Source organism: Micromonospora sp. NPDC048930, assembly GCF_043197935.1.
In the GTDB taxonomy this organism is placed as follows: Bacteria; Actinomycetota; Actinomycetes; order Mycobacteriales; family Micromonosporaceae; genus Micromonospora.
Genome location: NZ_JBICUB010000009.1, coordinates 210,744 through 224,441 on the forward strand (window position 1 = coordinate 210,744; position 13,698 = coordinate 224,441).

General features: G+C 73.5%; 15 protein-coding genes and 1 tRNA gene. 9 read left to right on the plus strand and 7 right to left on the minus strand.

The genetic code is table 11. The features are described from left to right. The first annotated feature begins 4 nt into the window (after positions 1–4). The gene (locus tag ACGFI9_RS24045) at positions 5–1,024 is read left to right on the plus strand and encodes a sigma-70 family RNA polymerase sigma factor (RefSeq protein ID WP_393181265.1); all 1,020 of its coding nucleotides are present in this window, start codon (positions 5–7) and stop codon (positions 1,022–1,024) included. Here ACGFI9_RS24045 and ACGFI9_RS24050 read toward each other — a convergent pair. Further along, positions 952–1,857: a septum formation family protein gene (locus ACGFI9_RS24050; RefSeq protein WP_393181126.1), complete on the minus strand. Its 906-nt coding sequence runs from the start codon at positions 1,855–1,857 to the stop codon at positions 952–954. The two genes, ACGFI9_RS24045 and ACGFI9_RS24050, sit on opposite strands and share 73 nt — an antisense overlap. Positions 1,858–1,945: 88 nt before the next feature. Here ACGFI9_RS24050 and ACGFI9_RS24055 point away from each other — a divergent pair, with 88 nt between their 5' ends. Further along, on the plus strand, positions 1,946–3,112 hold the full coding sequence (locus tag ACGFI9_RS24055) for a hypothetical protein (RefSeq protein WP_393181128.1): 1,167 nt from the start codon (positions 1,946–1,948) through the stop codon (positions 3,110–3,112). A gap of 316 nt (positions 3,113–3,428) precedes the next feature. After that, on the plus strand, positions 3,429–3,947 hold the full coding sequence (locus tag ACGFI9_RS24060; RefSeq protein ID WP_393181129.1) for a hypothetical protein: 519 nt from the start codon (positions 3,429–3,431) through the stop codon (positions 3,945–3,947). 178 nt (positions 3,948–4,125) lie between these two features. On the opposite strand, the gene ACGFI9_RS24065 is transcribed toward ACGFI9_RS24060, so the two are convergent. Next, positions 4,126–4,977, minus strand: coding sequence for an alpha/beta fold hydrolase (locus tag ACGFI9_RS24065; protein ID WP_393181131.1), 852 nt, complete (start codon positions 4,975–4,977; stop codon positions 4,126–4,128). A gap of 178 nt (positions 4,978–5,155) precedes the next feature. Here ACGFI9_RS24065 and ACGFI9_RS24070 point away from each other — a divergent pair, with 178 nt between their 5' ends. Beyond that, positions 5,156–5,770 (plus strand): dihydrofolate reductase family protein, encoded by a 615-nt coding sequence (locus ACGFI9_RS24070; protein ID WP_393181133.1) that lies wholly within the window; start codon positions 5,156–5,158, stop codon positions 5,768–5,770. A gap of 60 nt (positions 5,771–5,830) precedes the next feature. Here the strand turns inward: ACGFI9_RS24070 and ACGFI9_RS24075 are convergent, their stop codons facing one another. From ACGFI9_RS24075 to ACGFI9_RS24085, 3 genes are all read right to left on the minus strand, one after another. Next, entirely contained in the window at positions 5,831–7,027 is a 1,197-nt protein-coding gene (locus ACGFI9_RS24075; protein WP_393181135.1) for a hypothetical protein, read from the minus strand. Further along, the gene (locus ACGFI9_RS24080) at positions 7,024–7,548 is read right to left on the minus strand and encodes a SigE family RNA polymerase sigma factor (protein ID WP_393181137.1); all 525 of its coding nucleotides are present in this window, start codon (positions 7,546–7,548) and stop codon (positions 7,024–7,026) included. The genes ACGFI9_RS24075 and ACGFI9_RS24080 overlap by 4 nt, the downstream gene beginning before the upstream one ends. A 91-nt stretch (positions 7,549–7,639) precedes the next feature. After that, the gene (locus ACGFI9_RS24085; RefSeq protein WP_393181139.1) at positions 7,640–8,443 is read right to left on the minus strand and encodes a DUF4253 domain-containing protein; all 804 of its coding nucleotides are present in this window, start codon (positions 8,441–8,443) and stop codon (positions 7,640–7,642) included. 179 nt (positions 8,444–8,622) lie between these two features. On the opposite strand from ACGFI9_RS24085, the gene ACGFI9_RS24090 reads away from it, so the two are divergent. The 3 genes from ACGFI9_RS24090 (at position 8,623) to ACGFI9_RS24100 (ending at position 10,473) form a co-directional block, all read left to right on the plus strand. Continuing rightward, positions 8,623–9,411, plus strand: coding sequence for an ArsR family transcriptional regulator (locus ACGFI9_RS24090; RefSeq protein WP_393181141.1), 789 nt, complete (start codon positions 8,623–8,625; stop codon positions 9,409–9,411). 3 nt (positions 9,412–9,414) lie between these two features. Further along, positions 9,415–9,798 (plus strand): VOC family protein, encoded by a 384-nt coding sequence (locus ACGFI9_RS24095; RefSeq protein WP_393181142.1) that lies wholly within the window; start codon positions 9,415–9,417, stop codon positions 9,796–9,798. Positions 9,799–9,882: 84 nt separating this feature from the next. After that, entirely contained in the window at positions 9,883–10,473 is a 591-nt protein-coding gene (locus ACGFI9_RS24100; RefSeq protein ID WP_393181144.1) for a DinB family protein, read from the plus strand. Positions 10,474–10,717: 244 nt separating this feature from the next. Here ACGFI9_RS24100 and ACGFI9_RS24105 read toward each other — a convergent pair whose 3' ends face one another. Beyond that, positions 10,718–11,443 carry a TetR/AcrR family transcriptional regulator gene (locus ACGFI9_RS24105; protein ID WP_393181146.1) on the minus strand — a complete coding sequence of 242 codons (726 nt, stop codon included), beginning with the start codon at positions 11,441–11,443 and terminating at the stop codon, positions 10,718–10,720. A gap of 30 nt (positions 11,444–11,473) precedes the next feature. Between ACGFI9_RS24105 and ACGFI9_RS24110 the strand changes: the two genes are divergently transcribed. Then, a complete protein-coding gene (locus tag ACGFI9_RS24110; RefSeq protein WP_393181267.1) occupies positions 11,474–12,631 on the plus strand; it encodes an FAD-dependent oxidoreductase in 1,158 nt (385 codons plus the stop codon). Between the two features lie 77 nt (positions 12,632–12,708). Here the strand turns inward: ACGFI9_RS24110 and ACGFI9_RS24115 are convergent. Continuing rightward, positions 12,709–12,784, minus strand: a tRNA-Arg gene (locus tag ACGFI9_RS24115). Positions 12,785–12,950: 166 nt separating this feature from the next. Between ACGFI9_RS24115 and ACGFI9_RS24120 the strand changes: the two genes are divergently transcribed. Then, positions 12,951–13,691 carry a hypothetical protein gene (locus tag ACGFI9_RS24120; protein ID WP_393181147.1) on the plus strand — a complete coding sequence of 247 codons (741 nt, stop codon included), beginning with the start codon at positions 12,951–12,953 and terminating at the stop codon, positions 13,689–13,691. The last annotated feature ends 7 nt before the right edge of the window (positions 13,692–13,698 follow it).

The window sequence follows — 13,698 nt, forward strand, 5'->3', positions numbered from 1 at the left end:
GGCGATGGGCGGCGAGGACTTCGACCGGCGGACCGGGCCGTACCGGCCGGAGTTGCTGGCCCACTGCTACCGGATGCTCGGCTCGGTGCACGAGGCCGAGGACCTGGTGCAGGAGACGCTGCTGCGGGCCTGGCGGGCCTTCGACCGGTACGACGACCGCCGCGCCTCGCTGCGCACCTGGCTGCACCGGATCGCCACCAACGCCTGCCTCACCGCGCTGCGCGGCCGCGCCCACCGCCCGCTGCCGTCGGACTTCGTGGCGCCCAACCCGGACCCCGAGGCACCCATGGTGGTGGGCGAGGTGCCCTGGTTGCAGCCGCTGCCGGACGCGCTGCTGGACCCGGCCACCGTGGTCGCCGCCCGGGGCAGCCTGCGGCTGGCGCTGGTCGCCGCGATGCAGCTGCTGCCGCCCCGGCAGCGGGCCATCCTGATCCTGCGCGAGGCCCTCGACTGGTCGACCGCCGAGATCGCCGAGGCCCTGGACACCACCCCCGCGGCGGTGAACAGCGGCCTGCAACGGGCCCGTGCCCGGCTCGGCGCGGTGGCCGTCCGCGAGGAGCAGGTCGCCGAGCCGGCCGACCCGCAGCAGCGGGCGCTGCTCGACCGCTACGTGACGGCGTTCCAGCGCGCCGACATCGCCGCGCTGACCCGGCTGCTCACCGACGACGCCGTGCTGGAGATGCCGCCGGTGCTCAACTGGTACGTGGGCCGGGAGCGCTACGGCCGGTTCATCGCCCGGATCCTCGCGCTGCGCGGCACGGACTGGCGGATGCTGCCCACCGCCGCGAACGGGCAGCCCGCGCTGGCCGCGTACGTGCGGGACGGGGACGCGTACCTGCCGCACACGGTGCAGGTGTTCACCGTCTCCGGCGGGCGGATCAGCCGCACCGTGGTCTTCCAGGACCCGGCGGTGTTCACCGCGTTCGGGCTGGCGCCGCTGCCGGCCGACGGTCAGCCGACCGGGAGCACCCGCGTGCCGCCGCCCTTGATCGAGCGGGTCACCTTCTTCCCGCTGGACCAGTAGAAGCACCGGATGCCCCGGTCGCCCCGGGCCCACGCCTCCTCCGACGGCAGCTGGAACCGCGTGCCGGTGCGGTAGGGCAGCATCCGGTCGACCGGCACCTTGGCGTACCGGGCGACGAGGGTGCGGCACCGGGCGTGGATCGCCTTGGCGTCCCGATCGGCGTCGGCGTACCCGACGTCGGGCGCGGACCAGGAACCGACGTACTCGAACTGGTGGGCCTTCGTGCAGGAGGTCTGCTGCAACTCGTCCCACTTGTCCACGGTCAGGCAGCCGTACGCCAGCGGTGCCGGTCCCTTGAGCGCGTCCCGCAGGCTGCCGCGGTACGGCATCGAGTAGTCGGCGGACCGGCCGCCGAAGAGGCGGGGTTCCACGGTGGGCACCGCCATCAGGTCGCAACGGAACCAGCGGGCACCACCCGCCCACCCGGCGGGCGACGGCGGCACCACCCGGACCGTCAGGCGGGCGCCCCGCCAGTCGCCACCGACGAACGCCGTGGCCCGGGCGTCGCACTCGGCGAACGCGGGACGGATCGCGGCGGACCGGACCGGCGGGGGAGTGGGCCGGTCGGCGAGCGGACCGGTGAACGTGCCCAGATGGAAGGTCTCCGTCCCGCCGTGCGCCTGGCAGTCCACCGGGCGGTAGGTGGCCGGGTAGCTGACGGACTCGACCCTCAGGTGGCAGTCGCCCACCTTCGGGGCGAACTGCACGACCTCGCCCACCGGCCGCCAGTCGTCGGTCAGGTCGCCGTCCAACCCGGCCGGCGCCCCGCACCCGCCGGCCAGCGCCACCGTGAGCAGGGCGGCCGCCGCCCCGAGAGCCCGCCACCGTCGCATGTGAACCTCCCCCGTGCGGGCGCAGCATATGTCACCGGCTCGGGCGTCCGGCGCCGCGGACCTGCGCGGTTGCCCTAGCCTCGCGCACATGGCGAGCAGCAGGGACGGACGTGGCCGGCCGGTGGACCTGGTGGCCCGGGCGCGGGCGGAACTCGTGGCCCGGCCGGCCGAGGACGCCGGTTCGCCGTCCGCCGGGGTGGACCGTCCCGATCCGGTACGCGGACCCGGCACCGGGCCGCACGGCGGTGCGGACCGGACCGGCGGCCGTACGCTCGCGCTGCTCCTCCCGCTCGGGCTCATCGGCTACCTGGTGCTGCGCGTCGCGGCCGGGGACGAACTGCGGGCCCGGGTGGACGAGCAGGCCTGCGCGCTGACCGGCTGCACCGGCACCGGGATGGCGGTGGCGGGGTGGCTGATCGTCGCGCTGCCGGCAGTCTGGGCGGCGGCCGCCGCCCGGCTCTGGTCCCGGCTGAGCGGGCCGGCCCGGGTCGCGGCCGTGCTCGTCGGGCTGGCGCTCGGGCTGCTGGCCTGGGTGCACGTACCCGGAAGGGGCTCGTCGCCGGCGGAGATCCTCGCCGGACCGGCCGGCGGGGCGATGGCCAGCGGGCTCCGCTGGGCCGGCGTGGGTGTCGCGCTCAGCGTGGTCGCCGCCCTTGTCATGGCCGGCCGCCCGGCCGACGGCGGGCGGCCGGCCCGTCAGCTCGCCGGCCCCGCGCTCGTGGTGGCGGCGCTGCTCGGCTCGCTCGCCGTGGCGGTGGCGCGGGCCGAGCCGGTGCCGGTGACCCTCGCCGAGGCGATGCCGGAGAAGACGTTCCGCGCGGCGGGGGACACCCTGACCCGGACCGGCGGCAGGGACCTGCGCGGCTGCGCCGGCGTGCTCGCCGACGACGACCTGCTGGACGGCTGCGTGCGGGCCGTGCGGGTCAGCTACACCACCGACGACAGTGACGCCGTGGTGCACCTGGCGGCCGTGCTCTTCCCCAGCGAGCGGTGGGCCCGGGAACGGCGCGGCGGCCTGCGGCGCGGCGTGGGCCGGACCGGGGTGCCGGGGGACGCCGTCACGGTGAGTTCCACGACCGGGAGCTGGCTGCTGCTGACCAGCGTGGGGCACGCCGACGGGCGACCGGTAGCCGAGGCCGACCGGGGGTACCTGCTCTGGGCGGCGAAGCAGGTGGCGTACCGGTTCATCGGGCACCAGGTCGGCCTGCTTCTGGCCCCCTCACCCGCCGACGGCATCGGTCCGCGTACGCCCTGACCCGACGGTCCGCCGGCGCCGTCGCTGTCCGTCCGGCCGCGGTGCCCGGAAAGTGACGGTGTGACATCTGGCGCAAGGGTGGCGCTGAGGGGCACGGAATGAACGCACCGGACTCTCGACCAGCACGCCTCCGGCGTCACCGACTGATGACTCAGCGGCGCCGTCGGTACGTGCCGGTCGCCGGCCACCCCCAGCCGGTCCCCGGGCCGCCGGGTGCGTCCGTCCCACCTTCCGGCACCACCGCCGGAAGGTGCGCTGATCCGGAGGCACGCCGGGCGGCACGTCCGACAGCCAACCCCACAAACGGAGCCGTTCGATGTCCCAGTTCGCCCTCGCGAAACTGCTCACCCTCAAGGTCGGTACGGCGGTCCTCGCCGTGACCGCCACCGGTGGGGTCGCGCTCGCCGCCGCGACCGGCACCCTGCCGAACCCGCTCACCGACCCGAGCGCGAAGCCGTCGGCGCACGCCACGGGCAAGCCGTCCGACGCGGCTGACCAGGGCAAGGGCCCTGCCGGCGCGAAGGGCTCGCCCTCGCCGAACCTGGCCGGCCTCTGCCACGCCTTCCAGGCCGGTGCGGGCGACAACCCGGGCAAGGCGTTGGAGAATCCGGCCTTCCGGGCGCTGATCACCGCCGCCGGTGACCAGGAGAAGGTGGCGGCGTACTGCGACACGCTGCTCGCCGCCGAGAAGGGCAAGCCGAGCCAGGCGGCCCGGGCGACCGCCACCCCGAGCCACCCGACGGGCAAGCCCAGCGCCCGGCCGACCACCACCGAGACCGAGCGGACCGACGCCCCGGCCGGCGGGAACAAGCCGACCGCCCGGCCGACGAACTGACCTCCGACGCCGGGCGGGCACACACCCCCCCTCCCGCCCGCCCGGCGTCGGCCCGCGGCCCCGCCTGGACGACCGTCCCCCCCCCCGGTTCTCCGTAGGGCGTCGCGATCCGCGCCCGAGGGCGCGGCGAGGCGGCGGCCGGCCCCCCCCGGCCGCCGCCCCATCCCAGTTCCCTTCGCTAGCGGGCGGCCGTCGCGTCGACGCGCTCGCGCAGCCACTCCAGGGCCGCCCCGGCGTGCCGCAGCACCGAGATGTGGCCGTCCTCCGGGTAGCGGCGCAGTTCGGCGGTGGGGCAGTGCCCGGCCAGCCAGGCGCCGTGGGTCGCCGGCACGATCCCGTCGCGTTCGCCGTGCAGCAGCAGGACCGGTGGTGTGACCCGCTCGGGCCGGAACCCCCACGGCGCGACGTACGCCAGGTCGTCGTCGATCAGCGCGCCCGGACCGGCCTGCGTCGCCGGGCCGACGACGCTGTCGAACCAGGACCAGTCACCGTGCAGCTCGGCCAGGTCGGCCGGGGTGAAACCCGGGTCGTACTCGACGCCCGAGGTCTCGTACGCCTCCTTGGCGGCCCGCCCCGCGACGGCGGCGCGCAGCGACGCCACCCCGGACGGCACCATGCCGGCGAACCAGTCCAGCCCGTCGGCATCGTACGGCGCCAGCCCGGCGCCGCTGACCACCGCGACCACCCGGTCCGGCAGGAGCGCCCCGCAGGCCAGCGCGTGCGGGCCGCCGCCGGAGTGGCCCATCACCGCGAACCGCGCGATGCCCAGCGCGTCGGCGACCGCGGCGACGTCGGTGGCGGCCGAGGCGATGTCCCGTCCGGGGACCGGGGTCGAGCCGCCGTAGCCAGGGCGGTCGTGGGAGACCCAGCGGAGGCCGAGCCGGTCGGCGGCGGCGAAGAGGGGCGCGGGCGGCGCACCGATGTTGGGTGTGCCGTGGTGCCAGAAGACGGCGAGCCGGTCCGCGCCGCCGGTGTCGTAGACGTGCAGGACGCGGCCGTCGGCCAACCGGAGATCAGTCTCGGTCACCATGGGCGGGAGCGTATCCATCCGGGGTGACAGGATCCGGGCCGGCGGAATCCACCGGCGGCGACGGCGGTGTGGCCCAGGTCACATGTATCTCGAGGCTGGGCCTGTCGAATGGCAGGGCCTCCGGCCGTCGGCACGATGAGAGCCGGCGCAGGGCCGGCCAGTCGAGGGAGGCAGCACCATGCGACTCACCGTCACCACGTTCCTGACCCTGGACGGCGTCATGCAGGCCCCTGGCGGGCGGGACGAGGACGTCCGCGACGGCTTCGACCTGGGTGGCTGGCTGCCGCCGCACTTCGACGAGACGGTCGGCGGGTGGATGGGCGAGATCCTCGACCGCGCCGACGCCCTGCTGCTCGGCCGCCGAACGTACGACATCATGGCCGCGTACTGGCCGCACGTCACCGACCCGGCCGAGGGCGGCCCCGACAACCCGCTCAACCGGCTGCCCAAGTACGTCGCCACCAACCGCACCGACGAGCTGACCTGGTCGGGCTCGCAGCGCCTCGACGGGGACCTGGCCACCGCGATCACCGAACTCAAGAACCGCCCGGGCCGCGAACTCCAGGTGCACGGCAGCGGCGCGCTGGCCCAGTCGCTGATGCGCGAAGGGCTGGTCGACACGTACCACCTGCTGCTCTTCCCGGTGGTCCTCGGGCGCGGGCGGCGGCTGTTCGCCGACGGCGTCGTGCCGGCCGGCCTGCGGCTCACCGGCAGCCGCACCTCCGGCAGCGGGGTCACCATGCTGACGTACGACAGCGCCGGCACGCCGGCGTTCGGCACCGTCGGGGAGTGAGGCATGGCGACGGGGGCCGGTGGCGGTCCCGCCACCGGCCGCGCCGCCCTCACGGTCGGGTCAACACCGCCACACCCGCGGTCCGCGGTTCTGGTCTTCCTCGCCGCCAGTGGTCCGTCCCTGCCCCACGACCAGGCCGGTGTCGGACACGGCCGCCGCCAGGCTGGTCTCCTCGCTGGACGTCTGGAGTTCGACCGTGACGCCGTCGCGCCACACCGCGCCATTGGCGACGACCCAGCCGGAGGCGTTGACCGAGTCGCCCGGACCGTCCGTCGTCAGCTGGGTGACCTCGCCGGTCCGTAGGTTCCACAGCGCCGCCGACCGGGACGGCCACAGGCCGCCCGTCGCCCAGTCGCCCTGTGCCGCGTAGGCCGCGCCGGTCTCGCCGGCCGGCGCCGTCAGCTTCCGGCCCTTGCCCTGCTGGTCCCAGGCGTACGCCGCGTACGCGACGCCGTCCTTGTACATCGCGCCGACGATCGTCCCGTCATCGGTGATGTCGAAGGCGTTGGCGCCGTCGGGCAGCGGCAGCTTGACCGCTTTCGTCGACCCCGCCTTCCAGAGCAGGACGATGCTGTCCTTGCCGCCCGAGTTCCCGCGCGGCTCGGCGTTGATGACCACGTCGCCGGCCGAGTTGATCGCCGGGGTCGGGTAGACGTGCCAGTTCCCCGGGGGCGTGCGCAGCCGCGTGTACGCGCCCTTCTCGTAGCGGAAGACGTACTCCTGCTTCGCGTCCTCCACGAGGCCGACCGCGACCCCGCCGGCGTTGACCGCGGTCACCTGGACCGACTTGCCGGGCACCGGCAACGCCTGCGGCTTCCCGTCGGTCCACAGCACCGGGCGGAAGTCCTGCCCGACGACGTCGTTGCCGACCACGTACCGCCCGGTCGGATCCACCCCGCCCGCCGTGACGTCCGTCATCCCGGACGGCACGGGCAGTTCGGTCGCCGGGCACGGACCGGTCGTCGCCGTCGCCGTCGCTGTCGCTGAGGCGGTCGCCGTCGCCGACGCGTTTGCGGTGCCGGTCGATGCCGCTGAGCCGCTGGCCGGGGCCGCGCCCGGTTGCGCTCCCGCGGTGGTCACGATCGACGGCACCGCCAGCAGCACGGCTGTCGCCAGCGCCACGCCTCCGGCCCCCTGTACCGAGCGGCGGCGAAAGGCGCGCCGGCGGCCGGCGCGGACCAGTGCGTCGATCTCGATCCGGCTGGCCGGCACGTCGACCGCGCGCAGCCGGTCCCGCAGTTCCTGTTCCTCGTTCATGACCGGGCCCTCCCTCCCTGTGCGATCGTGACCGGACGCCCGGCGTCGAGCACCTCGCGCAGCGCGGCGAGCCCGCGCGAGCACTGGCTCTTGACGTTGCCCGCCGAGCACCCCAGGGCCTCGGCGGTCGCCTCGACCGACAGGTCACCGAAGTAGCGCAGCACCACGACGGCCCGCTGGCCCCTGGGCAGCGCCCGCAACGCCGTCACCAGCGCGTCCCGCTCCTCGACCACGTGGTCCGCGGGGGCGGGCAGTTCCGGCAGGCGGTCGCCGAGCAGCACCCTGGACCACCCGCGCCGCCGCTCGTCGAGGTAGCGCCGCACCAGGATGCGGTGCACGTACCCGTCGAGATTGTCGGCGCCGGCGGCCCGCTTCCAGTTCACGTAGAGCGCGGTGAGCGTCGCCTGGACGATGTCGTCCGCCTGGAAGGCGTCGGCGCAGAGCAGGTACGCCGTGCGGTGCAGGCGGGGTAACCGCGCCGTCACGTACTCGACGTACTCCCTTTCGAGGTCGGGCCGCATCGTGCTCCCTCTGGTCAGCCGGCGTGGACGTTGGGCTCTGGTCGTCTCTTTGTCGGAGCTGGCCGACAGGAAGGTTGCACCCGGGCGGCGGTCAGTCCCACCAGAACGACCAGTGGTCGGCGGGCGCCTGCCGGCGGGCGACGTCGTCCACCTCCCCGAGGATCTGGGACAGGTCGTCGCAGTAGGAAAACTGCTCGATCGCGCAGGTGGCGATCGCGACCGGGTCGCGCGGCGGCCGGGTGACCGCCAGCTCCAGGTCGACGAAGCCCGGGTGGTACAGGTCCGCGCCCCAGGCCCGCTCCCAGTGCCGCAGCACGAAGACGTGGTCGGCGTAACGCAGGTCGGGGTACGAGGGGCCGCCGTTCCAGTTGTTCATGATCGCCATGAGTCCCGGCACCAGGGCGAGCACCTCGTGCCCGGCCGCCGCCGGCACCAGCAGCACCTCCGTGGGCGGGTACGAGCTGGTCTGGCGGCGGATCCCGGGCGGGATCCCGGTGAGCGGGCCGAGCATCGCGGCGAGCCGCACCGGGTCGAACGCCGCCCGGTCCTCCTCCTGCCACTGCGCCACCTGCGGGTCGGCGGGATCGCCCCCGCCGAGCGTCCACTCCAGCTTGGACCGGACGATCAGCGCCATCCGCTCCGCCGGGTCGACCTCGCGCAGCGCGGCCAGCCAGGCGGGCCCCTGGTGCCGGCGACACCAGTTGTACGTCCCCTCGGCCGCGCTGCCCGCCGTCCAGCCCAGCACCGGCCACAGCCCCGTACGGGACTGCTCGGCCCGCAGCGTCCGCCAGACCCGGTCGTGTTCACCCGCCGGGAAGGTCCCGCTGACCAGCGGCACACCGGCCACCGTCTCGGCGCGCTCGATCCCGTCGAGCCGGTTGAGCAGGGTCTCCATCCGGCGATCATCACCGCCGCCCGGCCGGCCGGCCCACCGGTTTTTGCCGGCCGCCGGTCGACTCGCCAGCCCCTTCGGCTGCGCCGCGTCCTCAGTCGGCCGGCGAACCGGATTCCCGATTCCGATGAGCGCCGCCGGACGGCATACCAATCAAATGCGTTTGATGTATTGTACGGTTCATGGCCGCTTCGAGTCAGGACGTTCCGGCGTTCCTGCGCCTGGCCGCACACCCGCTGCGGTGGCGGCTGCTGACCGAGCTCGCTCGCAGTGACCTGCGGGTCCGCGAGCTGGTCGCGCTGATCGGCCAGCCGCAGAACCTCGTCTCCTACCACCTGCGGCTGCTACGTGACGGCGGCCTGGTCACCGCCACGCGGAGCAGCTTCGACGGCCGCGACAGCTACTACCACCTGGACCTGGACCGCTGTGCCGAAGCGCTGGCCGGCACCGGTCCCGCCCTGCATCCGGCCCTGCGCGCGGATGGCGCCTCGCCGGCCCCGCCGCTCCACCAGCGGCGGTCACCCCGCCGCGCCGTGCTGTTCGTCTGCACGGGCAACAGCGCCCGCTCACCGATCGCCGAAGCCCTGTTGCGCCACCACACCGCCGGAACTGTGGTGGTCACCAGCGCCGGCAGCCGCCCCCGGCCGGAGCTGCACCCTCACGGCGTGCGGGTGCTGCGCGACCGGTACGGCATCGACCTCGCCGGCCAGCGCCCCCGCCACCTGGACTCCCTCACCGGCCGCCGGTTCGACTACGTGATCACCCTCTGCGACAAGGCCCGCGAGGTCTGCCCCGAGTTCGGGGGCCAGGCGCGCCGGATGCACTGGAGCATCCCCGACCCCGCCTCGGCCGGCGACCGCGACCAGGCCGGCTACTCGGCCTTCGCCCGCACCACGGCCGAGATCGACACCCGCATCCGCCACCTGCTACCCGTCATCGCCACCCACCGAATCACGAGTCAAGGAGGTTGAGCCATGACTGGATCCAACGAGTACGCCAGCGTCCGCTACCTGGTGGACGACGTCCAGGCAGCCGTCGACTTCTACACCACGCACCTGGGCTTTCAGCTGAGCACCCAGGCCGGAAACGCCTTCGCCGACGTGGTCCGCGGCCCGCTGCGGCTGCTGCTGTCCGGGCCGGCCAGTTCCGGTGCCCGAGCCACACCCGAGGACGCCGCGACTCCCGGCCGCAACCGCATCCACCTCGTCGTCGACGATCTGGACGCCGAGATCGACCGGCACCGGGCCGCCGGACTGCCGTTCCGCAGCGAGGCGGTCTCCGGCCCCGGCGGGCGGCAGATCCTGCTGGCCGACCCCGCCGGCAACCTGATCGAACTGTTCCAACCAGCCCGGCGCTGACCAGGGGGCGTGGCGCCCCCGGTGACTGGTCCCGTGATGATCATTTGGCTGAACGGCTCGGTCGCAGGGGGCAGACTGGCGGGCATGGCTGACATGGGCGACCCGAAGACCGTGCTGCACCACTACCTTCAGGCAACGCGCGAGGACCTGATCTGGAAGCTCGACGGACTTGGTGAACGCGATGCCAGATTGCCTCGCACCTCGACCGGCAACAACCTGTTGGGAGTTCTCAAGCACTGCCTCAATGTCGAAGCTGGCTACTTCGGTGCCACCTTCGGCCGCGAGTTCCCGACGCCCGAGGAGCTGGTCCCGATGGAGGCGTACGAGAAGGACCCTCAAGCAGACTGGTATGCGCGGGAGGACGAGACGAAAGACGGGCTGATCGACCTCTACCGTCGGGTCGGGGCCTTCGCGGACCAGACGATCGAGCAGCTGCCGCTCGACGCCCCGGGGCGGGTGCCGTGGTGGCGGCCAGGCAGCCAGGACGTGACTCTGCAACGGATCATCGTGCACGTCATCTATGACCTGGCCCGTCACGCAGGCCATGCCGACATCATGCGGGAGCAGCACGACCGGGCGGTCGGCTGGCAGCGGGAGAACACCAACGTCCCCGATGACTACGACTGGCCGGCGTACGTGGCCAAGCTGACCGAGCTCGCCGACCGGTTCCGGTAGCCGGCCGCTCCCGCCGATATGAACACGGCCGAGCAGCCCGTGCCACCGATAACGGTTTCACTGTGGACAAAGCGCCGATGCGTACCCACCGCGATAGCCGCGACATCGATCAGGAGCCCCGAGGCCTTCACGGTCTTGTCGTCCCCCATGCGTGACCGGCCGGCCCGGCCGATGCCGGCCGGACGCGGCAGATCCGGGTGTCTGATCGAGGTGTATCGGTGTGTACTGGCCTGCGAGCGGTAGGTCACGTGTGGGGACGGCTGGTGATGCCGTCCAGGATGGTGATCAGGTTGTGGTGGAAGGTTTCCTCGGCGTTGAGGTGGGCGCCGTCGATGACGAGCCGGGCGACGGTGGGGTAGCGGCCTGTCTCGAGCATGCGTGTCAGGTAGGGCCCGAGGGCGGCCTGCCAAGCGGACACGTCGGTGCCGGTTGAACGGGCGGTGCGGCGCTCGGTGATCTCCCTGCGGAGTGCTCCGACGATGAACGCGTTGAGGGCGCCCAAGGCCCGCTGGAGATCGTCGATACCGCGCACGCCAGGGGCCTGGCTGAGCGCCGCCGCGGTCGATTCGCCCACGGCGAGCGCGTGAGGTCCCAAGTGTGGCCTTGCGCCGAGCAGGTCGACGAACCACTCATGATCAAGAGCGGCTTCGCGGGTCCGGTGAACGATGGCCAGTACCGTGGCGCGCCACTCGGAGTGCTGGCCGGCCTCGGCGATCTGCGCGTACACGGCGTCGACCATCAGATCGAGCAGTTCGGACCTGTTGATCACGTAGTCGTAGAGCCGCATCGGACCGACACCGAGCTCTTTGGCGATCTTGCGTACCGACAGCCCGTCGAGGCCGTGTGCGTCGGCGATCCGGATCGCCGTGGCGGCGATCTTCGCGCGGCTCAGCGGCACCGGCGCCGCCCGCGGCTGGGGCTCGGGCCGTTCCCAGACGGGCAACGGTGCGCTACCGTACGGCGTATCCATGAGGTACAGCGTACGGTAACGGAGATGATGATGCGAATTGCGATCGCCGGTGGTGGCCTCGGCGGCCTGACGCTGGCCCGAATCCTGGACCGGCAGGGGATCGGCGCGGTGGTGTACGAACGCGAGGCAAGCCGATCGGCGCGATTACAGGGCGGCTCGCTCGACCTGCACCCGGAGTCCGGGCAACGGGCCCTGGCCGCGGCGGGTCTCGCCGGCCGATTCCGGTCCGAGGCACGGCCGGAGGGCGAGGAACATCGCATCCTCGACCCGGCCGGACGCACCCTCGTGCACCACAAGCCACAACCCGGCTCATTCTCCGGACGCCCCGAGATCGACCGCAGCGCACTGCGTGACCTTCTGCTCGATTCGCTCCCCGCCGACGCGGTGGCCTGGCAGCACCGGCTCGTCTCGGCGACGCCACGACCCGACGGAGGCTTCGGGCTGACGTTCGATGGCGGCCACCGCGCCGACTGCGACGTCCTCATCGGCGCGGACGGCGCACGCTCGGTCGTCCGACCGCTGCTGACCGAGGCGACACTGTCCTCCGTGGCCACCTTGGTGGAGCTCGGCATCAGCGACGCCGACCGGCGCCACCCGGATCTCGCCGAGCTGGTCGGCCCCGGAAACCTCTGGTGCATCGGCGTGAGCCAGATCCTGGCAGCGCAACGCCTCGGCGACGGCAGCATCCGCGTCGGGATCTCCCTACCCGCGGACGATCGCCACCTGGACACCTACCGCAGCAAGCGCGCTCTGCTGGACATCTTCGATGGCTGGGACCCCAGCCTCACCGCACTCATCGAAGCCGGCGACAGCCCGCCGACCCCACGCAGGATCGAGGCGATGCCCACCGGTACACGCTGGACCCACCAGCCGGGCATCACCCTCATCGGCGACGCCGCGCACCTCATGCCGCCGGTCGGCGAGGGCGCCAACCAGGCCATGCTCGACGCCGCCGAACTCGCCGCCGAACTCGCCACCAACCCCGCCGACCCCGACTCGGCGATCCGGACGTACGAGGAGGCGATGTTCACCAGAATCCACCCGATCGCCGAAATGTCCACACGAGTCCAGGCAATGATGCTGTCCCCCACCGCAGCCGACGACATCATCCGCTTCTTCACGCCGCGGCCACGTCCTGCCAGAGATCGAGCGGGCGGCCGTGGAGGCCGCGAAGGAGCTCTTGGCTGACTTGGCCGACACGGCTGTACGGGGGCCGTGGTGATCGGCTGGACCGGGAGCGACAAGCCGTTGACCAGGAGCGATGCTGGTGCGCCCGGCAGGATTCGAACCTGCGGCCTTGGGATTAGAAGTCCCCTGCTCTATCCGCTGAGCTACGGGCGCGCGGCGACGTGTCGCGCCAAGAGGGTACCGCCGTGCCGGGGCTCGCCGGGGGAACGGGTGGTCGTGGCCACGTCGGTGATCAGGGTGCCATGAGCCACCCTCTGCCGACATCCGGGATACGCGGGTCCGGGCCGGCGACGGTGTCCGGTTCCGTACCCTCGGCGTCGTGCTGCTCGACCAGGAAACCGAGAACGAGATCGTCTACGAGCTGTGCCAGCTGCTCGGGCGCGCCATCGTGCCCGTCAGCCGGTCCGACCGGCCGGGCGGGGCCGGCGAGGGCTTCGGCACCGCCTTCTTCTACACCGAGCTGGTCGGTGCCACCGACGACGGGGAGGTGGTGCACGAGTGGCTGCTCACCGCGGACGTGGCCACCCGGGCGGCGTACGGGGAGATCGGTCTGCGGCCCAGCGTCACCGAGCCGGCCGACGCGGCGTCCGAGCCGATCACGCTGCCGGACTTCGCCGACCAGTGGCTGCACGTGCCGGCGGTGGGGCTGGCCGCGATGCCCACCGGCGGGCTGCACGGGTACGCCGAGGACCGGGGCTGGCGCTGGCGTACCCAGCAGGTGACCGACGCGGTGGCCGCGGGCGTTGACGCCGTCGCCCGGATCGGCGCGGCGCCGGGCTCGGCGTTCGTGCTGGCGCTCGGCGTCGCGGACGACGGCTCGCGGCCGCTGGAGGCGGTGATCGAGCGGGTCGTCCGGGACGGCGACGTGCCGCGGATCACCACCGAGCTGCCGGCCGGGTACGTCGGCGCGCCGGTGTTCGGCGTCGAGACCGGCCCGGACGGCGAGCTGGCGCTGCACTGCCTCGGCCTGGTGCTGCCGGCCGAGGACGGTGGTCACCCGGTGGCGACGTTCGACCGGATCCGCTCGGCCCTCGCCGAGGCCACCGCCGGCTTCCGCTGACCGGCCG